The following is a 21973-nucleotide window of genomic DNA, read 5'->3' on the forward strand; positions in this document are numbered from 1 at the left end:
GAGGACGGTCGCTATGGGAATCCTTGGATCCGTCGCTGTCGCGCTCGGCTGCGCGCTCAGCCTCACCCTGACCGCCAGCGCCTCCGCCGCAGTGGTCGAGCTGCCGCAACGGGCAGTTGCCGGTACGGAACAGGCCGCCGGTACGCACCAGATCCCCGGCGCGCCCACCTGGGAGCGCGAACCCTCGGCAGAATCGCTGCTGGAGGCGGCCGGGGGTGCCGGCCGACGCACCCGCGCCGAACAGTTCTACTTCGCGCTGCCCGACCGCTTCGCCAACGGCGACCCCCGCAACGACCGGGGCGGCCTGGCCGGCGACCGGACGGCCACCGGTTACGACCCGGCCGACAAGGGCTTCTACCACGGTGGCGACCTCAAGGGCGTTCTCGACCGGCTCGACTACATCCAGGGGCTCGGCACCACCGCCATCTGGCTCGCGCCGATCTTTCGCAACCGGCCGGTGCAGGTCAACGGCAACGACGTGTCGGCCGGCTACCACGGCTACTGGATCACCGACTTCACTCGGGTGGATCCGCACTTCGGGACCGAGGAGGACCTGAAGACGCTGGTGGCAGCTGCGCACAAGCGCGGCATGAAGGTCTACCTCGACATCATCACCAACCACACCGCGGACGTCATCATCCAGGACAAGCGCGCGTACGTGAGCAAGGCCGACGTGCCGTACCAGGACGCGAACGGGCATCCGTTCGAGGACAGTAACTACGCCGACGGCAAGCGCGGCTTCCCGGCGGTCAACCTCGACTCGTTCCCGTACCGCCCGCGGTTCGCCACCCCCGCCGACACCGGCGTCAAGAAGCCCGAGTGGCTCAACGATCCGACGATGTACCACAACCGGGGCGACTCCACCTACGTGGGCGAGAACGCCGAGTACGGCGACTTCGTGGGCCTCGACGACCTGTGGACCGAGCGGCCCGAGGTGGTACGCGGGATGACCGACATCTACTCCAGCTGGATCGGTCGGGTTGGGGTCGACGGGTACCGCATCGACACCGTCAAGCACGTCGACCTGCCGTTCTGGCCGCAGTTCGCCGCCGGCGTCCAGCAGGCCGCGCGGAGGGCCGGCAAGCCCGACTTCTTCATGTTCGGCGAAGTGTTCAGCGGCGATCCGGACTTCAACTCCACGTACGTGCGCCGCGGCCGGCTGGGCGCCACCCTGGACTTCCCGTTCCAGGCGGCGGCGACCGGGTACGCGGTGCTCGGCGGGTCAGCCATCGACCTCGCCACGCTGTACGCGAGCGACGATCTGTACGCGACGAGCGGCACCGACGCCAACCGGCTGCCCACGTTTCTCGGCAACCACGACATGGGCCGGATCGGCTCGTTCGCGCGCGCTGCCGGCGGAGATGGAGCCACCCAGCTACGCACGGACGTCCTGGCCCACGAGCTGATGTTCCTTACCCGCGGCCAGCCGATCGTCTACTCCGGTGACGAGCAGGGCTTCACCGGGCCGGGTGGGGACAAGGACGCCCGGCAGGACATGTTCGCCTCGCGGACCGCCGACTACCTCGACGACCCGCTGCTCGGCACCGACCGTACGCACGCCGTCGACCAGTACGACGTGAACCACCCGATCTACCGGAGGATCGCGAAGCTGGGGGAGTTGCGGCGCGACCACCCCGCCCTGCGCGACGGCGTGCAGGTCACCCGGTACGCGGCGAACGGCCCCGGCATCTTCGCGTTCTCCCGTGTCGACCCGGCCCAGCGCGGCGAGTACGTCGTCGCAACGAACAACGCGAACACCGCGCAGACCGCCACGTTCGGCACGTACGGGGGCAGCTTCGAGCGGCTCTACCCGAACGCCGGGGAGCGGGTCGCGAGCGACGCGGGCAAACGCCTGACCGTCACCGTCCCGCCGCTGTCGGCCGTCGTCTACAAGGCGACCAAGCCCCTGTCCAAGCCGGCGACAGCGCCGACGATAAAGATCACCAAACCCGCGGCGGGCCAGCAGGTGCCGACCCGCGCCGAGATCGTCGCCGACGTCACCGGCGACCCCCTGGCAACCGTCGCGTACGCGGTGCAGATCGGCAACGGACCGTGGCAGTCGCTGGGGACGGCCACCCGCGCCCCGTACCGGGTCTACCACGACCTCGCCGGGCTCGAAGGCGGCACGAAACTGCGCTACAAGGCGGTGGTCCGCGACGGCGCCGGCCGCACGAGCTCGGCCACCACGACCGCGGCGGTCGGCACCCCGCCGACGACGACCGACCGCGACCACGTCGTCGTGCACTACCAGCGGCCGGCCGGCGACTATGCCGGCTGGAGCCTGCAGGCGTCGGGCGACGTGGACGCCACCGCCGCGCAGCCCTTTGCCGGCGAGGACGCGTACGGCCGGTTCGCCTGGGTGAAGCTCAAGCCCGGGGCCCGGTCGGTCAGCGTCACCATCGCCAACGCGAGTGGCGCGACGGACGGCACGGGCAGCGTGGACGCCGGTCGGACCGGCGAGATCTGGCTGAAACAGGGCGACCCTGCCGTGTACCCGTCGGACGCGGCGGCGACCACGTCGGTGACGGTCCACTACGGCCGGCCGGACGGGCAGTACACCGGATGGGGCCTGCGCGTGTCGGGCGACGGGCTCGCGGCCGGTACGCCCACCGAGCGCCAACCCGATGGTGTCGACAGCTACGGCGCGTACTGGCGGGTGCCGGTCGGCTATCCGACCAAGCCGGTCGCGTTCACTGTGTACAAGGGGGCCGAGAAGGAAGCCGACCAGTCGGTGATCCCGGCGGCAGCCGGCGACGCGTGGGTGCGCTCCGGGGAGGCGGCCGCCCACCCCACGCGGGCCGCGGCCGAACACACGGCGGTGCTGCACTACCGGCGCCCGGCCGGCGACTACGACGGCTGGGGGCTGCACCTGTGGGCCGGCGCGGCGACGCCCACCGACTGGAGCGCGCCCCGGAAGCCGGTCGGGCAGGACGCGTACGGCGCCGTCTTCCGGGTGCCGCTCGCCGACGGCGCGAAAATCCTGAACTACATCGTCCACAAGGGTGACGAGAAGGATCTGCCGGCGGACCAGTCCATCGATCTGGGCAAGACCGGACACGAGGTGTGGCTGCTGGCGGGTCAGCCGCGCTACCTGTTACCCATGCCGGCAGCAGCGGGACCCGACACCGACACCACACGCGCGAAGGCCCAGTGGATCGACCGGGACACCGTGCTGTGGAAGGTCGGGCCGACCGACGGCAAGATCTACGACCTGCGCGGCAACGGCAAGACGATCCGCCTGCACGCGGGCGTGCTGACCGAGGCGCAGCGGCTGAAGTACCCGCACCTGTGGAACTACCAGGCGTTCACCGTCGACCCGGCCGACCGGGGCAAGGTCCGCGACGCGCTGCGCGGCCAGGTGATCGTCACCGAGCGGGACGCCGACGGCGCCGTGCTCGGGGCGACCTCCGCGCAGGTCGCGGGCGTCCTCGACGACGTGTACGCGAAGGCGACCGGCGCGAGGCTGGGCGCGACGTTCGACGGGAAGAAGGCGACCCTGAGCGTCTGGGCGCCCACCGCGCAGGCAGTCTCCCTCGAACTGGCCGACACGCCGGATGCGACGCCTCGAGTGCTGCCCATGCGCCGCGACGACGCCACCGGGGTGTGGCAGGCGTCCGGCGACTGGAAGGGCAAGTACTACCGGTACCGGGTGACCGCCTGGCAACCGGCCGAGCAGAAGGTCGTGACCGCGAGCGTCACCGACCCGTACTCGGTCGACCTGTCCGTCGACTCGACCTTCAGCCGCGTCACCGACCTGAGCGACCGCTCGCTCGCGCCGGCCGGCTGGGGTTCCCTGCGCAAGCCCGGAGTCGACCCGTCGAAGATCCAGATCCAGGAGTTGTCGGTCCGGGACTTCTCTATCGCCGACGCCAGCGTCCCCGCTGACCATCGGGGCACCTACCTCGCGTTCACCGACGCGACGTCGGCCGGCATGACGCACCTGCGCACTCAGGCGCAGGCCGGGCTCACGCACGTACACCTGCTTCCGGTCTTTGATTTCGCGTCGGTGCCGGAGCGTAAGTCCGACCAGCAGATGCCGGCCTGCGACCTGGCCAGCCTGCCGCCCGACAGCGAGAAGCAGCAGGAGTGCGTCGCGGGCGTGGCCGACTCCGACGGCTACAACTGGGGCTACGACCCGCTGCACTACACCGCCCCGGAGGGCTCCTACGCCGCCGACCCGGCCCGGCGGGTCACCGAGTTCCGCCAGATGGTCGCCGGCCTGAACGGCGCCGGGCTGCGGGTGGTCATGGACGTGGTCTACAACCACACGCACGCCGCCGGCGTGGACCGGTTCTCCGTACTCGACCAGATCGTGCCCGGCTACTACCAGCGGCTGCTCGACGACGGCACGGTGGCGAACTCCACCTGCTGTGCGAACACCGCGCCCGAGCACGCCATGATGGGCAAGCTCGTGGTCGACTCGGTCGTCACCTGGGCCAGGCAGTACAAGGTGGACGGTTTCCGGTTCGATCTGATGGGCCACCACCCGAAGGCCAACATCCTGGCCGTCCGGGCCGCCCTCGACCGGCTCACCCTCGCCCGGGACGGCGTCGACGGCAGGAAGATCTACGTGTACGGCGAGGGCTGGAACTTCGGCGAGGTCGCTGACAACGCCCGGTTTACACAGGCCACGCAGGCAAAAATGGCCGGCACCGGGATCGGTACGTTCAACGACCGGCTGCGCGACGGGGTCCGGGGCGGTGGTCCGTTCGACCCGAACCCGCGTCAGCAGGGCTTCGCGTCCGGCCTGTACACCGACCCGAACGGCGACCCGGTGAACGGCACCGCCGCCGAGCAGCGGGCCCGGCTCCTGCACTACCAGGACCTGATCAAGGTCGGGCTGACCGGGAACCTGGCCGGCTACCGGTTCACCGACTCGACCGGACGGGAGGTGGCCGGCGCGCAGGTCGACTACGACGGCTCGTCGGCCGGGTACACCGACTCTCCCCGCGAGGCGATCACGTACGTGGACGCGCACGACAACGAGATCCTGTACGACGCGCTCGCGTACAAGCTGCCGGCCGGTACCTCCGCCGCCGACCGGGCCCGGATGCAGGTGCTCGCGCTGTCCACCACGATCCTCGGCCAGGGCGTCGGGTTCAGTACCGCCGGCTCCGACCGGTTGCGCTCCAAGTCCCTGGACCGCAACTCGTTCAACTCCGGCGACTGGTTCAACGAGATCTCGTGGGACTGCCGCGCCGGCAACGGCTTCGGGCGCGGGCTCCCGCCGGCCGCCGACAATCGCGATAAGTGGCCCTATGCGCGGCCGCTGCTGGCCGACCCGAAACTCGTGCCCGACTGCGCGGCGGTCGACGCCACCGCACGGGGCTACGCCGAGCTGCTGCGCATCCGCACCAGCTCACCAGCGTTCGGGCTGACCACGGCCGTGGACGTCCAGCGGTCGGTGTCGTTCCCGCTGTCGGGTACGGGCGAGACGCCCGGCGTGATCACGATGCGGTTGACCGGGGATCCGCGCTGGAAGTCCATCACCGTCGTCTTCAACGCGACGCCGTCGGCCGCGGACCAGACCGTCCCGGCGCTGCGCGGCGGGTCCGTGGCGCTGCACCCGGTGCAGGCGGCCGGCAGCGACCCGGTGGTGAAGCACTCCGGCTTCGATTCGTCGACCGGCACGCTCACGGTGCCGGGGCGTACCGTGGCGGTCTTCGTCCAGCCGTAGTCGAGGCTCCATGATCCTGAAGGATTTTCCGGGTTGCCGCGGCCGGGTCGGGGTAGCGAGCGCCATCATGAAATACGACATCTTCATCAACACCGTCGCGGTTCTCGCGCGGGTGCCCCGGGAACAGGCGGAGGTCCTGGCCGCGACGACCCTGCAGACCCTCGCCGAGCGGATCACCGAGGCCGAGGCCCATGACCTCGCCTCCGAACTGCCCAAGGCCCTGCAGGTGCCGCTGCGAGCCAACCGGGGACCCGCCGAGCAGTTCGGGATCCAGGAGTTCGTCCACCGGGTCGCCCAGCGGGCCGGCGTCGACACCGCGCAGGCCCTCGACGCGGTGCGCGCCGTACTGACGACCGTGCACGAGGCGGTCAGCCACGGCGAGTTCCAGGACATCATGGCCCAGCTTCCGCAGGAGTTCCGCGATCTCGTCCTGCCCGTGACGGTTCACTAGGCGCCATCCCTGTGGGATCTTGGACGCCTGGCCCGCCGATAACCGGTCTAGGTGTCCAAGATCGCGGAGAAACCTACTCGGGCAGGCGCGGACCCGCCTCGCGCTGGGCCGCCAGCCACGCCTCCACCTCGTCGGCGGTGCGGGGCAACCCGGCCGACAGGTTGCGGGCGCCGGACGCGGTCACCAGGACGTCGTCCTCGATCCGGATACCGATGCCGCGCAGCTCGGCCGGGACGAGCTCGTCCTCGGGCTGGAAGTACAGGCCGGGCTCGACGGTCAGCACGTACCCTTCCTGCACGCTGCCCTTGCGGTAGTTCTCGCTGCGGGCATGCGCGCAGTCGTGCACGTCGAGGCCGAGCATGTGACCGAAGCCGTGCAGCGTCCACCGCCGGTACAGCGTGGACTCCTTCGACATGGCCTCGTCCACGCTGACCGGAAGCACGCCGAGGTCGGCGAGGCCCTCGGCGAGCACCCGCATGCAGGTCTGGTGGATGTCCGCGAACTTCACCCCCGGCTTGATCACGTCCATGCCGGCCTGCTGCGAGCGGTGGACGATGTCGTACACCTGCCGCTGCAGTGGTGTGAACCGGCCGTTGACCGGCACCGTGCGGGTGACGTCGGCCGTGTAGAAGTTCCGGTTCTCCACGCCCATGTCCATGAGCAGTAGCTCGCCGGGCGCGGTGCGGCCGTTGTTGTGGATCCAGTGCAGGATCGCGCCGTGCGGGCCGGCGCCGACGATCGACGAGTACCCGACGTCGTTGCCGTCGTGGCGGGCGCGCAGCCCGAACACGCCTTCCAGGAGCCGCTCGCTGACCGTGCGGTCGGCCGGCAGTACTCGCGCCACGTCCTCGAAACCGCGTACGGTGGCGTCGATCGCGTCCTGCAGCTGGGCGATCTCCCACTCGTCCTTGACCAGGCGCAGCTCGGACAGCGTCCAGGCCAGCTCCGCGTCGCGCATGCCGTCGCCGGCGGGCCGTACCGCGGTGTCGACGGCCGGGTCGTAGCCGCGCAGCACCCGGGTACGCCCGGGCGCGAGATCGTCCAGGACGGCCGGCAGCGTGGCCAGGTCGGCGGTGGCGATGCCCAGTTCGGCCGACTTCTCCGCCAGGGTGTGGCGGCGGCCGATCCACAGCTCGCCGTACATCCGGTCGCGGAAGAACTCGTCGGTGTCGCGGGGGGAGCGGGGCCGGATGTACAGCGTGTCGTCCCCACCCGCGCGCATGACCAGAACCGCGTCCGGGTCGTGCTCGCCGGTCAGCCAGACGTGGTCGCTGCCTGGGCGGAACGGGTACTCGGTGTCGTTGGCCCGTACCTTCGCCCGGCCGGACGGGATGACCAATGTCTCACCCGGGAAGACGGCGGACACCGCGGCCCGCCGCTTGGCGTGCTGGGGCGCCTCCGGGCGGGGCGACACCGAGAGCGAGGTGTCGCGCCAGCCGGTGCGCATGAACTCGACGAAACGCTGCGGAAAGTCGGGGTCGTGGGACTGGGTCCCCTCGGACGGTGTTCCCGCTGACCGCGTGTCCTCTGCGCGCTGCTCACCCTGCTCGCCCATGACCTGACGGTACCTCCACGGAGGCGCTCGTCACGCGTGGCGGTCCGGCACGGTCGTGACAAGATAACGGCCATGTGCGGTCTGCTCACCTTTGTCAGCGCTCACGGTCGCGCGTCGGCCTGTCGGGACAGCCTCGCGGAGGCCCTCGAGAGCATCCACCACCGAGGGCCGGACGAGACCGGGGTGACCGTCGTCGATGACGACGTGGCGTTCGGCTTCAAGCGGCTCTCGATCATCGACGTGGAGCACAGCCACCAGCCGTTGGCGTACCCGCCGACCGGTCCGGAGGCCAACCGGTACGTCATCACGTTCAACGGCGAGATCTACAACTACCTGGAGCTTCGCGAGGAGCTGATCCGCGAGCACGGCGCCGAGTTCGCGACGACCGGGGACACGGAGGTGATCGTCGCCGCGTACCACTACTGGGGACCGGCGGCGGTGAGCCGGCTGCGCGGCATGTTCGCGTTCGTGATCTGGGACCGGGCCGCGCGCAAGGCCTTCGGCGCCCGCGACCCGTTCGGCATCAAGCCCTACTTCCACCTGGTCACGTCCGAGGGCATCTTCTTCGCCAGCGAGAAGAAGTCACTGCTGCCGTTCGCCGAGTCGGCGTCGGCCGGTGACGCCGGGATCGATGCGGCCAACCTGTCGCACTACCTGACCCTGCAGTACGTGCCGGAGCCGGCGACCCTGCACCAGGGGATCGGCCGGATCGGCTCGGGGGAGTCGTTCATCTACGCTCCGGGCGAGAAGCTGACGACGCACCGCTACTACCAGCCGGAGTTCCGGCCGACCCCGACCAGTAACCCGCAGGCGCTCTACCAGCGCATCCGGGAGACGTTGCGGGAGAGCGTACGGGTCCACATGCGCTCCGACGTGCCGGTGGGCGCGTTCCTGTCCAGCGGCATCGACTCCACCGCCGTGGTGGCCCTCGCCCGCGAGTTCAACCCGAACATCCTGACCTTCACCGTCGGGACCGACGTCAACGGGTACTCCGAGGTTGACGTGGCGCAGGAGTCGGCCCGGCATCTCGGGGTCACCACGATCCCGACGCTCATGGGGCCGCAGGACATGATGGACGCCCTGCCGAAGATCATCTGGCACCTGGACGACCCGGTGGCCGACCCGGCGCTGGTGCCGCTGTACTTCGTGGCCAAGAAGGCCGCCGAGCACGTCACGGTCGTGCTCTCGGGCGAGGGCGCCGACGAGTTCTTCGGCGGGTACACGATCTACCGCGAGCCGCTCTCGCTCGCCGCCGTGAACGGCCTTCCCGACCAGATCCAGAAGGGGCTGCGGGCGGTGTCGAAGGTCATCCCCGAGGGCGTGAAGGGCAAGAGCTTCCTGGAGCGTGGCACCACGCCGATCGAGGAGCGCTACTACGGCAACGCCCGGATGTTCACCGAGGACGAGAAGGCGCGCCTGATGCGCCGGTACGACCCTTCGGTGCGCTACACCGACGTCACCGCGCCGATCTACGCCGAGGCGGCCGCGATGGGCCTCGACGACGTGACCACGATGCAGTACGTCGACCTGTACACCTGGCTGCGCGGAGACATCCTCGTCAAGGCCGACCGGATGTCCATGGCCCACTCGCTGGAGCTTCGGGTGCCGTTCCTGGACAAGGAGGTCTTCGACGTCGCGGCGACCGTGCCGGTCGATCTGAAGCTGCCGCCGAAGACCAACGAGACCAAGTTCGCGCTGCGCCGGGCCCTCGAAGGCGTGGTGCCGCCGGCGATCGTCAACCGCAAGAAGCTCGGGTTCCCCACGCCGACTCGGGTCTGGCTGCGCGGTGAGATGTACGGGTGGGCCCGGGAGATCTTCCACCGGTCCGGCGCGGGTCACCTGCTCGACCTCGACTACGCGGTGCAGTTACTCAACGAGCACCACCAGGGCAAGGCCGACAACTCGCGCAAGGTCTGGACCGTGCTGGTCTTCTGCATCTGGCACGCCATCTTCGTGGAGCGCTCGCTCGACCCGGGCATCACGCGCAACCAGTCGGCGCTGCTGACCAAGCCCGCGATCGGCTCCATCGTCGGCTAGCCCGCCCGCGAACTCCCGTGATCATGAAGGATTCGGGGTGCTATGACGCCCCGGATCCTTCATGATCACTGAGTGGGGGTGCGGGTGGCGCTCAAGGAAGGGCGTCAGCAACCCCGGCGTCGCCTCGTCGGCCAGCCGCAGCGCTTCGGCCTGCGGCACGTCGAGCACCTCGTACCGCTGGTGCCCGGCGGCCGTCGTCGCCGTCAGCGTCGCCAGGCCGGCCCGGCGCTGGAAGAACGACCGCTCGATGTTCCACCCGATGATCCCGTCGCACGCCAGCGCGTGTCGGCGCCGTACCAGCGAACCCTGCCGGGCGACCAGCCGGCCGCCGATGAGGGCGTGCCCGAGGCTGCGGTACCGGTCGTACGCCAGCAGCGCGGCCGCCGGCAACGCGAGCAGGGCGACCTGCCAGATCCAGGCCGGCCAGCCGGCGAACCACCAGCCGGCGATCAGTACCGCGATGGTGAACACGACAGCGGCCACCGCCCTCGTGTAACGGCGCAGCATGGCGCGCGGGCCGTGCGGCGTGAGCGGGGCGGTTACCGGCGCCGGGTCGCGTAGCACCTCGCCGGCCACCCGTTCGGCCTCGGCGCGCGGCGCTGGCGGCAGCAGCAGGGTGCCGCCGTGCTCGGCGCCGCGGCCGACCCGCAGGCCGGTCGCGATCGCGATGCAGCGGGCGCCGCCCACCAGGCGCAGCAGCAACGGCTCGCTCACCTCGACCCCGCGCAGCCGCCGCTCCTCGATCGTGGTGGCCCGCGAGGTGAGCAGCCCGCGCGTGATGTGCAGGGTACCGGCGCTGTGCCGGGTGAGCCGGAACCCCCAGAAGGCGAGTACGTATCCGACCGTCGACGCGACGGCCACGAAGACCGCGCACGCGGCGAGGACCTCGGCGACCGCGAGGCCGACCGGCGCGTGGGTGAAGTGGGCGGCGAGGGCGCGTAGCGGTCCGTACCGGGTGGGGTCGAGGTGCCACTCGTTGATCGCGCGTGACAGGAACGCCGCCACGATGCCCACCGCGACGAAGCCCGACAGCGTGAACGGCCCGTACCGGACCCAGCTCGGCCGCAGCGTCGCCAGGACGACCTCCACGTCGGGGCGGGCTGCCGGTGCGGCGACCGGCGCCGCTTCGGCTACCGGCTGAGTCACCGGCTGTGGCCGGTGGTGCAGCAGCTCCTCGCGCAGGCGCGCGGCCTCGGCGGCGCTCAGCCCGTCGAGCCGTACGCCCTCGTCCGTGCGGTCCGAGCGGCCGGTGCCGATCTCGACCCGGGCCAGTCCGACCAGGCGGTGGACGGCGTGGGCGGTGACGTCGACGGTGCGGATCCGGTCGCGCGGTGCCGACAGCTCCCGCCGCCGGAACAACCCCTGGCGTACCTGCACGTAGTCCGGAGTGATGCGGTAGGTCGTGGTGAACCAGCGCGTCATCGCGGCCCCGATGACGCCGACGAGGCTGACCACGCCCCACCACTGGTTGCCGCTGGCGGTACCGGCCACGAACAGGCCGAAGATCGCCGGCAGCGCCCGGGGGATCTCCTGGAACGGGTGCACCAGCAGCATGCGCGGGCTCAGCCGCCGCCATGACGGGTCGATCCCGTCGCCGGTCGGGACCGGCTCGCCGGCCGCGGGTCGGGCGTCGGGGCGGGCGTCCTCGGCCGGCCCCGGCCAGGTCATGTCGCGTCCCCCGGCGTCGCCTGGGTCGTCCGGGTCAGGTCGTCGACCAACCGCTGCGCGGTGGCGTAGTCGAGCCCATGAATCTTGAGCGGTCCGGCCGCGGACGCCGTCGTCACCGTGACGTTGGCCAGGCCGAACAGCTGCTCGAATGGGCCCCGCTCGCTGTCCACGGTCTGGATCCGGGAGACGGGAGCGATCCGCCGCTCCTGGTTGAACCAGCCCGACTGGGTGTACACCGCCGCGGGCGTCGCCTCCCACAGGTGGACCCGGTAGCGCCAGCGCGGCATCACGATCAGGTGGACCACGGCGAGCACCACGGTCACCAGCAGAACGAGGACGGGCAGGCCCAAGGTCGGGGCGTTGACCAGCCAGCCGAACTCGACCGCGAGCACGACCAGCCAGCCGATGACGGCGCGAACCGTCCAGTACCAGATGGCCTTGCGGCTGACCCGGTGGCGCGGCGCGCGCAGGGTCACCGTTTCGGCGCGGTCAGTCGACATGTGCTGCACGTTCTGACCATGGCACGCCGGAGCAACCGGCGGTCACGCGGCCTTGCCGGACAGTTCGGCGTACCCCCGCCGGACCGCGACCCGCGCGGCGTCCGGGCCGAACGGCGCGCGCGCCGCGACCTCGTCGACCGGCGCGTCGCAGGCGTGCCCCTCCCGGATCAGCCAGTCCAGCTCGGTCAGGTCGTTGTGCTGCGCGCGTACGAAGTCGCGGTCGACCACGGCGCCGTGCCCGGGTACGACCACCGTCGCCGGCGAGGTGAGCTCAAGGAGCGCGAAGAGCGTCTCCGGCCATTCGAGGGGGTACCCGTCGCCGAAGCTCGGCGGGGCGCCCTCCTCGACCAGATCACCGGCGACGAGCACTGCCGCGTCGGGAACGTGGACGACGAGGTCGCCCACGCTGTGGCCGCGGCCGAGGTGGCGCAGCGTCACCTGCCGGGCGCCCAGTTCGAGGGTGGCCTCCAGATGCACGGTGTGGTCCGGCGGCCGCACCGTCACCTCCGCCAGGCCGGCGGCCAGTTCGGGGTGGCTGGGGCCCCACTCGGCGTACGCCTCCCGCTTCAGCTTTGTCACCTGTTCACGGAGCAGGATCGCGGCCTCTTCGTGCGCCCAGATCGGCCGGTCCGGGGCGGCCAGCACCGCGTTGCCGAAGCAGTGGTCGAAGTGGTGGTGGGTGTTGACCACGGTCAGCGGGTGCGGTGTCACCGCGCGGACCGCGTCGCGGAGCTCGCGCGCCTGGGCATCGGTCGACAGCGTGTCGACCAGCAGAGCGGCGCCGTCGCCGACGACGAGGGTCACGTTGACGTCGAGGACGGGGTAGCGCAGGACGTACACGTCCCGGGCGACCTCCGTGAAGGCGTTCACGCCTCGCCGAACGCCTTCTGGACGAAACGGTGGCGGTCGACCACGATCCGCTCGACTCGGCCGTCGGCCACCACGGCGTCGCCGTCCCGTACGGTCACCTCGAAGGTGAGCCGCCGCCCGTCCGCCTTCGCCAGCCGAGCCTCGGCGACGACGGTACGCCCGACCGGAGTCGGCGCCCGATGGTCGAGTTCGACGCGGGTGCCGACGGTCGTGGCCCCGGACGGCAGTCGGTTGGCCGTCGCGCCGACGGTGGCCGCTTCGACCAGCGCCAGGAGCCGGGGCGTGCCCAGCACGGGGACGTCGCCGGAGCCCACGGCCTGGGCCGTGTCGGCGTCCGTGACGGTGAGCTGCACCCGGGTACGCGCGCCGACCCAGCTCACCGTCCCGTCCGGCGCGCCGACGGCAGGGGCCTCGGTTACTTCGTCATCCGGCCGCATACGGGCAGCGTAGGCGGTCAGATACCGTCGATGCCATGAGTTCCACAATTCATGGGTCGACTGGTGCTGCCTCGAATGCCGGAGCGAACGCCGTTAGCCTGAGGGGCGATGACGCTCACCTCCCGTTCTGAGGCTCCGGCGCCGGATAACTCGGCTCTCGGAGGGTCCATCCCTGGCCACCAGCGCCGGCTGAAAGCCCTGGCCATCTGGTCTGTCGCCTTCACCGCCTGGTGGTTCTTGCTGGGGCTGCCGCTGACCGACCCGATCCTGACGTTCCTGTGGCTCTGGGCGGCGACGATCGCCTGGCGCGTCGACCGCCCCTGGCGGGTCCACCTGGGGTTCGCCCGGGACTGGGCCGCGATCGTGGTGCTGTTGCAGGTCTACAACCTGTCACGGGGCTTCGCCGACCAGGGCGTCGTACCGCACGCGATGGAGATGGTCGCCGCCGACCGCTACATGTTCGGGTGGCTGACCGACGGCCGGGTGCCGACCCTATGGCTGCAGCAGCACCTGTACGACCCGGGCAACATCCACTGGTGGGACGTCTGCGCGAGCTGGGTGTACTTTTCGCACTTCGTCGCCACGCCAGCCGTGGCGGTGGTGCTATGGCTCCGCGACCGGATCCGGTGGGCGGCGTTCGTGCTCCGCTGGATCCTGCTGTCCGCCGCCGGGCTGGCGACCTACTTCCTCTACCCGGCCGCACCGCCGTGGTGGGCGGCGAGGTACGGCCTGATCGACCCGGTGGAGCGGGGATCCACCCGGGCCTGGGATGCGCTCGGGCTGCACGGCGCGGGCAACCTGATCAACGTCGGCCAGGACTCGGCCAACCCGGTCGCCGCGATGCCGTCCCTGCACACCGCGTTCGCGCTGATGGTCGTCGCGTTCTTCCTGCCGAAGGTGCGCCGGCGCTGGTGGCCGCTGCTGCTGGCGTACCCGCTCGCGATGACGTTCACGCTGGTGTACAGCGGCGAGCACTACATGATCGACGTTTTCATGGGGTGGACCTACGTCGGGCTGGTGTTCGTCGTCGGCGCGCTGGTGGAGCGGTGGTGGGCACCCATCTCCCGGGCCCGGGCCGCCCGCGCCGCCGAGGCGAGCGTCGCCGCCAAGGCGTAGGCCTCGTCCACGTCGCGGTGCTCGCCGACCACGTGGAGCCGGCCGGCGGTGTCGACGTGCACGTCGGCGACGCGCAGCAGCCGTTGGATCGGCCCCTGCACCACCCGTACGCTCTGTGCCCGGGCGAGTGGGGTGATGACCAGGCGCTGGATCAGCCACCCGTCCCGGGCGTACACCAGGTCACGGTCGTGCCCCACGGCCAGCAGCCGGTAGCGCAGCGGGGCCAGCCAGCGGGCCCGGGTGGGCGCCGGGGTCAACGGCGGCGCCAGCAGATGCGCGCCGAGGACTTCCGCGAGGACCGGGTGCGCGGTCTCGCGGTCGGCCACCGGAAGCAGCACCCCCGCGTTCATGCCGGCCTGCCGGTCGTGGGCGCCGTAGCCGGCGACGTCCATCCGCACCTGTAGCCAGCCGAGCGGCCGCCACATCAGCGGCCAGGTCACCCCGACCGCCTGGATGCGCTGGCGCGGCACCGTCTGGCTGCGCGTACTCAGCAGGCCGTGGTACAGCCGCAGGCCCGCGGAGTCCTCCAGGATGTGGAAGTGCCAGTCGTCGACGATGCGCCGGATCGGCACCTGTACGACGCCGACCATGGCGGTGAGCATGCTGCCGACGGCGACCAGATTCCACACCTCCTGCCGCTGGTAGGGCAGGAGGGCCACCACGAGCCCGACCGGCACGAACCAGGTGTGCGGCGTGAGTAGTTGAGCGAGGAGAACCCGGCCGTTGCGCACCGAGTGCACGGGCCGTTCGACCGGTCGCTGTCCCGGCGTGAGGCCGTCAAGGCCGCCCGCCAGGGACAGGAGGTGCTCGCGCAGCCGGGTCGCGACCGGCAGGCTGAGGTAGGCCAGCGGGGCCTCGGCCCGGAACGCGCCGATGACCTCCAGCCGCAGTTCGGCCATGCCGGTCAGGCGGGCGAGCAGCGGGCGTACGACGTCGACCGCCTGTAGCCGTTCGAGCGGTATCGCCCGGGTCCGCCGCCAGAGCAGGCCTTCCGAGATCCGCAGTTCCCGCCCGTGGATCTGGTATCCCGTGGTGAGCCAGCTGACCGCGGCGACGGTGAGGGCCGCGACGAGCACAGCAAGGGCGCCGAGCGCCCACCGCGCCGGGCCGAGCTCCTGGTACCCCTGCCAGGAGAAGACCGCGATGACGATCGCCAGCATGTGCAGGCCGCGCAGGAGTGGGGTCACCGGGTGCAGGCGCTGGCGCGGCTCGACGGCGGTCGCGGTGATCTCCCGGTCCGGCGCCTCGGCCGTCGACGTGCTGGTCACGGCCTCTCCGATGCTCACAGCCCCTCCGAGCGGGCGTCGCCGAGCGACGACAGCCGGTCTCTCAGCCGTGCGGCCTCGACCGAGGGCAGGCCGGGGATCCGGGCGTCGCTCGCCGCCGCCGCCGTGTGCATCGTGACGGTGGCCAGCCCGAACAGCCGCTCCAGCGGGCCGGCGGTGACGTCGACGAACTGCATCCGCGCGTACGGCACGATGGACAGCCTGCGCAGGAACAAGCCATGGCGTACGAGCAGGTCGTCGTCTCGCTCGGCGTAGCGCCAGGTCCGCACCGACCGCGCCACGAGGACGGCGCTGACCAGCCCGATCGCGATGGCGACGGCAGCCACGAACAGCGGTAGGCGGTTGTCGATGAACAGCAGCGCGGCGAGGTTGGCGGCCACGACCACCACCGTGCTGGCGAGCACCTGAAGCTCTTCGATCACGACGAGGCGGCGCGACACCCGCCGCCAGGTAATGGTGTCCGGCGACGGCTCGAGCGCGAGTGCCTGGGTCACAGGCGTGAGCCTATTGCTCAGGACAGCGGTTCAACCTCACGGAGAAACCCGCGAATCCTTAAGAATTCCGCAAGTCCTTCTTTGTGGTCGTCGCACGCGAGCCAGTTCTTGCGCCGCTCCTCGGTGTGGATGCGCGGGTTGTTCCAGCGCAGCGCCCACCTGGCCGGTTCACGGCAGGCCTTTGCGGAGCAGATCAAGAGTTCGGCGTCCGGTGCGGGTGAGAAGGGCGCGTTCATTGGCACGGCATGCAGTGTGCCAGGTGCGCGGTCGGCCGGGCCGGGAAGGGATCGAGCGCCGGGCGACCACGGGGGAAGCCGCCCGGCGACGGGTGAATCGTACCCTCGGATCCCCCCGCGCTGTCTACCCTTGTCCGCTCTCCGGTGGACGGTTCCGGTTGGCTGATCGTCAATTACCGAGCGATCCCGCATCCCGAGCCCAATTCTCCTTCACTTTCCGCTGCCTCCGGGCCCGGTCCGGGTGCCCGGGCGCGATCGCGGACACGTTCATGCGACGCTTGGAGCGATCCTTACGTGTCTGCAGTTGTGGAGGACCGGTGGCTGAACCGACCATGCCCGCGCCGACCCCGTCCGACTCCAGTGCTGGCGAGTCCGGAGCCGACGGTCGGTCCGCCACCGCCCCAGCTACCACCCCAGCCCAGGACGCAACGCTGCTGGAGCGGGCCCTGTTCGAGGTCAAGCGGGTCATCGTCGGTCAGGACCGGATGATCGAGCGGATGTTCGTGGCGTTGCTGGCCCGCGGCCACTGCCTCCTCGAAGGTGTTCCCGGCGTGGCGAAGACCCTCGCGGTCGAGACGCTCGCCCGAGTCGTGGGTGGCACGTTCGCACGGATCCAGTTCACGCCGGACCTCGTGCCCGCCGACATCGTCGGTACCCGCATCTACCGCGCGTCCAGCGAGAAGTTCGACGTGGAGCTGGGGCCGGTGTTCGTCAACTTCCTCCTCGCCGACGAGATCAACCGGGCCCCGGCCAAGGTCCAGTCGGCGCTCCTGGAGGTCATGGCCGAGCAGCAGGTGTCGATCGGCGGGGAGACCCATCGGGTGCCGCAGCCGTTCCTGGTGATGGCCACCCAGAACCCGATCGAGCAGGAGGGCGTGTACCCGCTGCCGGAGGCGCAGCGCGACCGGTTTCTCATGAAGATCCAGGTGGGGTACCCGACGGATGCCGAGGAGCGGGAGATCGTGTACCGGATGGGCGTCTCCGCACCCGAGCCCGCCACCATCTTCAGCCCCGCCGACCTGCTGGGCCTGCAGCGCAAGGCCGACGACGTCTTCGTGCACAACGCGCTGGTCGACTACGCCGTGCGGCTCGTGCTGGCGACCCGCGCGCCGGCCGAACACGGCATCCCCGAAATCGCGCAGCTCATCCAGTACGGGGCGAGCCCCCGCGCGTCGCTGGGCATCGTGCGCGCCACCCGGGCCCTGGCCCTGCTGCGCGGCCGCGACTACGCCCTGCCGCAGGACGTCCAGGACGTCGCCCCGGACATCCTCCGCCACCGCCTGGTGCTGTCCTACGACGCCCTCGCCGACGACATCCCGGCCGACCAGATCGTCAACCGGGTCCTCGCCGCCGTGCCGCTGCCGACCGTCGCGCCGCGGCAGAACTCCGCGCCCGGAGGCCCACCCGGTGGCGCCGCTGGGCAGCAGCCGGCGTCAGCGTGGCCCGGGCGGCCGGCATGAGCCTTCCGGCTCCAGCATGGTATGAGGACGAGGCGGTGTCGCCGTGAGCCCCGCCGGGCTCTCGGCGCTGGCGCGGCTTCGCCGGCGCGGGTTCGCCGCGCCCGCGCCCGCCTCCCCGGCCGGCGGTGCCGAGTTCGACGCGGAGTTCGATGAGGCCCGCGCCGAACTCGTGTTGAGCCGGCTCCAGCTGTTGATCACCCGCAAGCTCGACGGGCTGCTGCAGGGCGACTACCTGGGGCTGCTGCCCGGACCGGGCACCGAGGCGGGCGAGTCGCGGGAGTACCGCGCGGGCGATGACGTCCGCCGGATGGATTGGCCGGTGACCGCCCGTACCCAGACGCCGCACGTCCGCCGGACCGTGGCCGACCGGGAGCTGGAGACCTGGCTGGCCGTGGACCTGTCGGCGAGCCTCGACTTCGGCACCGCCCAGTGCCTCAAGCGCGACCTCGCCATCGCGGCCGCGGCGGCGATCGCGCACCTCACCGTCCGTGGCGGCAACCGGATCGGCGCGGTCGTCGGCACCGGGGACAGCCGGGTACGGATGCCGGCCCGGCCCGGTCGCAAGGAGGCCAACGGCCTGCTGCGCCAGATCGCCCGTACGCCGTCGAAGGCGGGGCGCGACGATCTCGGCGGGCTCGTCGACCTGCTCAACCGACCGCCCCGCCGGCGCGGCATGGCGGTCGTCATCTCCGACTTTCTCGCCCCGGTCGAGTCCTGGGCCCGACCGCTGCGGAAGCTCGCCGTACGACACGACGTCCTGGCCGTCGAGATCGTCGACCCGCGCGAGCTCGACCTGCCCGACGTCGGGGTCATCGCGTTCGTCGAACCCGAAACCGGGCAGATGCACGAGGTACAGACCGCTGACCCGCGGCTGCGGGAGCGGTACGCGGCAGCCGCGGCCGCGCAGCGTTCGACCATCGCCGGCGCGATCCGCGGTGCGGGCGCGGCGCACCTGCGACTACGCACCGACTCCGACTGGCTACTCGACATCGTGCGGTTCGTGGCCGCGCAACGCCATGCCCGTACCAGGGGGACCACGCGATGATCCGTTTCCTCGAACCGTGGTGGCTGCTGACCGTCATTCCGGTCCTCGCGGTGGCCGGCGCGTACGTGTGGCGCCAGGTGCGGCGGAAGGCGTACGCGATGCGCTTCACCAACGTCGAACTGCTGCGGGTCCTCGCGCCGCGCGGTATCGGCGCACGGCGGCACCTCGCGGCAGGCGCGTTGCTGGTCGCGCTGCTGGCGATGGCCGCCGGTATGGCCCGGCCGTCGGTCGACACCAGGGAACCACTCGAGCGGGCCACGATCATGCTTGCCATCGACGTGTCCCTGTCGATGGAGGCCACCGACGTGGCACCGACCCGGATCCAGGCGGCGAAGCAGGCCGCCAGCGAGTTCGTCAAGAACCTGCCGCCGACCTTCAACGTGGGGCTCGTGGCGTTCGCGAAGTCCGCCAATGTGCTGGTCTCGCCCACGAAGGATCGACCGGCCATCCAGCAGGCGCTCAACGGGCTGCAACTGGCCCAGTCCACGGCGACCGGCGAGGCGGTCTTCTCGTGCCTGGAGGCGCTGCGCAGCGTGCCGGCCGACGGGGCCCAGGGGCTTCCTCCCGCGCGGATCGTGCTGCTGTCCGACGGGTACCGCACGTTCGGCCGCTCCATTGAGGAGGCTGCCACGGCGGCGGACACGGCCAACGTGCCGGTCTCGACGATCGCGTTCGGCACCGACACCGGGATGATCGAGATCGACGGGCAGGCGCAGCGGGTACCGGTCGACCGGCCGTCGCTGCAGCGGCTGGCGCAGGCCACCAAGGGCCACTTCTACGAGGCGACGTCCGCGGCCGAGTTGAAGCAGGTGTACCAGGACATGGGCAGCTCGATCGGGTACCGGACGAAGCCGCGCGAGGTGACCCAGTGGTACGTGGGGACGGCGCTGCTGTTCGCGCTCGCCGCGGCGGCGATGAGTCTGTTGTGGACGTCCCGGCTGCCGTGACCGGAGTCGCCGGCTAGCTCACCACGCCCTCCACCGTACGTCGGCGGAGGGCCGGTTTCAGTGCGCGCTGACCAGAACGAAGACCACGGCCACCCACAGGGTGGCGAGGGTGAAGCCCAGTGGGGCGAGGTAACGGCTCATCGACGGCTCCGGACGAGGCGAGAGGCGGACATGACCGGGGTGGGGTCAGAGCCGTGGCCGATGTCGCGGCGCCCTCGCGCCGGTCAGCGTGGACGTCGGTTCTCCACGTGCCGGTACGCCGACCGGATGGCCGGGAGCGGATGGGCGTGCGACAGGAGTGCGTCAGACAGTGACGCGAATCCGGCCACGACTCGGAGGATCGCTATCTCGCACAGCGATCACCTCCTGAAGGTCGGGGCCGGTGGGGAGCGCGTAGGGCGCTCCGTAAGCGGGCATCATCGTACACGTATCTCAGCCGAATTTCACCACGCGGGTTCGCTGTCCGACTTCTGTGTACCGGCCGGTAGCACATAGTCTCCGGTCCGAGAGGTACACGACCGAGACGGACAAAAGGGGGCACCGTGGCGCGCACGGTACTGGTCACGGGTGGTAACCGCGGCATCGGACTGGCGATTGCACGGGCGTTCGCCGCGCAGGGTGACCGGGTAGCGGTGACGCATCGCGGTGGAGCGGCGCCGGAAGGGCTCTACGGCGTCGTCTGCGACATCACCGACCCGGTCGCGGTCGACAACGCGTTCAGCAAGGTCGAGGCCGAGTTGGGCCCCGTCGAGGTCCTGGTCGCCAACGCCGGCATCACCGACGACACGCTGTTGCTGCGGATGAGCGAGGAGCAGTTCACGCGGGTGGTCGACACAAACCTCACCGGCGCGTTCCGCTGTGCCAAGCGCGCCGCACCGAAGATGTTGCGGGCTAAATGGGGCCGTATGATCTTCATCTCGTCGGTCGTCGGCCTGTACGGCAGCCCCGGGCAGGTGAACTACGCGGCGAGCAAGGCGGGCCTGGTCGGCATCGCGCGCTCGATCACCCGCGAGCTCGGCAGCCGTAACATCACGGCGAACGTCGTGGCGCCCGGTTTCGTGGAGACCGACATGACCGCCGAGCTGCCCGATGACCGTAAGAAGGCGTACCGCGAGGCGATCCCGCTCGGCCGGTTCGCCGCGCCCGACGAGGTGGCGGCCGTGGTGACCTGGCTCGCCGGTGACGGCGCGGGGTACATCAGCGGCGCGGTCATCCCGGTCGACGGCGGCCTGGGCATGGGGCACTGAGGCTGCGGCGTTTCAGCGGCTGCGGCGTTTCGGGCTGCGGCTTCTCGTGGCTGCGGCGTTTCGTGGCTGCGGTGATTTTGCGGCCTCGGCCATGAGCGGCTGTGGCCACTGAGTAGGGGGTTGGAATGTCAGGACTGCTCGCCGGCAAGCGCCTGCTGGTCACCGGTGTCATCACCGACCAGTCGATCGCGTTCTCCATTGCCAAAATCGCCCAGGATGAGGGCGCCGAGGTCGTGCTCACCGGGTTCGGCCGGCTCTCGCTCGTCGAGCGCATCGCCAAGCGGTTGCCGAAGAAGGCGCCCGTCATCGAGCTCGACGTGACCAGCGACGAGCACCTCGAAGGGCTGGCCGACAAGGTCCGCGAGCACGTCGACGGGCTCGACGGCGTCGTGCACTCCATCGGGTACGCGCCGCAGAGCTGCCTCGGCGGTGGGTTCCTGGACGCGCCGTGGGAGGACGTGGCCACCGCGCTGCACGTCTCCACGTACTCGTACAAGTCCCTCGCCATGGCGTGCCTGCCCCTGATGAGCCCCGGTGGTGCCGTGGTCGGCCTGACCTTCGACGCCACGCAGGCCTGGCCGGTCTACGATTGGATGGGCGTGGCCAAGGCCGGTCTCGAATCGGCGAACCGCTACCTCGCGCTGCACTTGGGCGCCAAGGGTATCCGGGCCAACCTGGTCTCCGCCGGTCCGCTTCGGACGATGGCGGCCAAGTCCATCCCCGGCTTCGAGCAGTTCGAGGAGGCGTGGACCAACCGGGCGCCGCTCGGCTGGAGCCTCACCGACCAGGAGCCTGCGGCCCGAGCGTGCCTGGCGCTGTTGTCGGACTGGCTCCCGGCGACGACGGGTGAGATCGTCCACGTTGATGGAGGATTCCACGCGATCGGCGCGTGAGGCGACGTTTAGCGCGGTTGTTTTCGGCGAGTCTCCTCTCGTTCGAAAGGATGG

The 21973-nt window shown here is 70.9% G+C and carries 17 protein-coding genes; 9 read left to right on the forward strand and 8 right to left on the reverse strand.

Features of this window, described 5'->3' with window-relative positions; genetic code table 11:
• The first annotated feature begins 13 nt into the window (after positions 1–13).
• Both pulA and HC028_RS12700 read left to right on the forward strand, forming a co-directional pair.
• Entirely contained in the window at positions 14–5677 is a 5664-nt protein-coding gene (gene pulA / locus HC028_RS12695; protein WP_168076770.1) for a pullulanase-type alpha-1,6-glucosidase, read from the forward strand.
• Positions 5678–5744: 67 nt separating this feature from the next.
• Positions 5745–6128 (forward strand): DUF2267 domain-containing protein, encoded by a 384-nt coding sequence (locus HC028_RS12700; protein WP_168076772.1) that lies wholly within the window; start codon positions 5745–5747, stop codon positions 6126–6128.
• Between the two features lie 73 nt (positions 6129–6201).
• On the opposite strand, the gene HC028_RS12705 is transcribed toward HC028_RS12700, so the two are convergent.
• Positions 6202–7683: an aminopeptidase P family protein gene (locus HC028_RS12705; RefSeq protein WP_168076774.1), complete on the reverse strand. Its 1482-nt coding sequence runs from the start codon at positions 7681–7683 to the stop codon at positions 6202–6204.
• A gap of 72 nt (positions 7684–7755) precedes the next feature.
• On the opposite strand from HC028_RS12705, the gene asnB reads away from it, so the two are divergent.
• Positions 7756–9720, forward strand: coding sequence for an asparagine synthase (glutamine-hydrolyzing) (asnB, locus tag HC028_RS12710; RefSeq protein WP_168076776.1), 1965 nt, complete (start codon positions 7756–7758; stop codon positions 9718–9720).
• 21 nt (positions 9721–9741) lie between these two features.
• Here the strand turns inward: asnB and HC028_RS12715 are convergent, their stop codons facing one another.
• Genes HC028_RS12715 through HC028_RS12730 form a run of 4 tightly spaced genes read right to left on the reverse strand, consistent with a single transcriptional unit; the run spans position 9742 to position 13195 of the window.
• Positions 9742–11388: a PH domain-containing protein gene (locus HC028_RS12715; RefSeq protein ID WP_168076785.1), complete on the reverse strand. Its 1647-nt coding sequence runs from the start codon at positions 11386–11388 to the stop codon at positions 9742–9744.
• Positions 11385–11888, reverse strand: coding sequence for a PH domain-containing protein (locus tag HC028_RS12720; protein ID WP_168076795.1), 504 nt, complete (start codon positions 11886–11888; stop codon positions 11385–11387). The genes HC028_RS12715 and HC028_RS12720 overlap by 4 nt, the downstream gene beginning before the upstream one ends.
• A gap of 42 nt (positions 11889–11930) precedes the next feature.
• Entirely contained in the window at positions 11931–12758 is an 828-nt protein-coding gene (locus tag HC028_RS12725) for an MBL fold metallo-hydrolase (protein ID WP_168076797.1), read from the reverse strand.
• On the reverse strand, positions 12755–13195 hold the full coding sequence (locus HC028_RS12730) for a thioesterase family protein (RefSeq protein ID WP_168076799.1): 441 nt from the start codon (positions 13193–13195) through the stop codon (positions 12755–12757). The genes HC028_RS12725 and HC028_RS12730 overlap by 4 nt, the downstream gene beginning before the upstream one ends.
• 108 nt (positions 13196–13303) lie before the next feature.
• Between HC028_RS12730 and HC028_RS12735 the strand changes: the two genes are divergently transcribed.
• Positions 13304–14311 (forward strand): phosphatase PAP2 family protein, encoded by a 1008-nt coding sequence (locus HC028_RS12735; protein WP_168076801.1) that lies wholly within the window; start codon positions 13304–13306, stop codon positions 14309–14311.
• Here the strand turns inward: HC028_RS12735 and HC028_RS12740 are convergent.
• From HC028_RS12740 to HC028_RS12750, 3 genes are read right to left on the reverse strand one after another with little or no spacing between them, the layout of a single operon-like run.
• Positions 14200–15597, reverse strand: coding sequence for a PH domain-containing protein (locus HC028_RS12740; protein WP_239075396.1), 1398 nt, complete (start codon positions 15595–15597; stop codon positions 14200–14202). The genes HC028_RS12735 and HC028_RS12740 overlap by 112 nt on opposite strands.
• Positions 15594–16091 (reverse strand): PH domain-containing protein, encoded by a 498-nt coding sequence (locus HC028_RS12745; protein WP_239075395.1) that lies wholly within the window; start codon positions 16089–16091, stop codon positions 15594–15596. Before HC028_RS12745 ends, HC028_RS12740 begins: the two co-directional genes overlap by 4 nt.
• Positions 16092–16108: 17 nt before the next feature.
• Complete coding sequence (locus HC028_RS12750) at positions 16109–16327, reverse strand: hypothetical protein (RefSeq protein ID WP_168076803.1); 219 nt, start codon at positions 16325–16327, stop codon at positions 16109–16111.
• A gap of 317 nt (positions 16328–16644) precedes the next feature.
• Between HC028_RS12750 and HC028_RS12755 the strand changes: the two genes are divergently transcribed.
• The 5 genes from HC028_RS12755 to fabI all read left to right on the forward strand — a co-directional run bounded on the left by HC028_RS12755 (position 16645) and on the right by fabI (position 21919).
• Positions 16645–17787 carry an AAA family ATPase gene (locus HC028_RS12755; protein WP_239075394.1) on the forward strand — a complete coding sequence of 381 codons (1143 nt, stop codon included), beginning with the start codon at positions 16645–16647 and terminating at the stop codon, positions 17785–17787.
• Between the two features lie 43 nt (positions 17788–17830).
• Positions 17831–18832: a DUF58 domain-containing protein gene (locus tag HC028_RS12760; RefSeq protein WP_425565134.1), complete on the forward strand. Its 1002-nt coding sequence runs from the start codon at positions 17831–17833 to the stop codon at positions 18830–18832.
• The gene (locus HC028_RS12765; RefSeq protein ID WP_168076804.1) at positions 18829–19779 is read left to right on the forward strand and encodes a VWA domain-containing protein; all 951 of its coding nucleotides are present in this window, start codon (positions 18829–18831) and stop codon (positions 19777–19779) included. The genes HC028_RS12760 and HC028_RS12765 overlap by 4 nt, the downstream gene beginning before the upstream one ends.
• 542 nt (positions 19780–20321) lie before the next feature.
• Positions 20322–21026 (forward strand): beta-ketoacyl-ACP reductase, encoded by a 705-nt coding sequence (locus tag HC028_RS12770; protein ID WP_168076806.1) that lies wholly within the window; start codon positions 20322–20324, stop codon positions 21024–21026.
• Positions 21027–21151: 125 nt separating this feature from the next.
• On the forward strand, positions 21152–21919 hold the full coding sequence (gene fabI / locus HC028_RS12775; RefSeq protein WP_168076807.1) for an enoyl-ACP reductase FabI: 768 nt from the start codon (positions 21152–21154) through the stop codon (positions 21917–21919).
• Positions 21920–21973 lie beyond the last annotated feature (54 nt).

The organism is Planosporangium flavigriseum, from assembly GCF_011947225.1.
Classification (GTDB): Bacteria; Actinomycetota; Actinomycetes; order Mycobacteriales; family Micromonosporaceae; genus Planosporangium; species Planosporangium flavigriseum.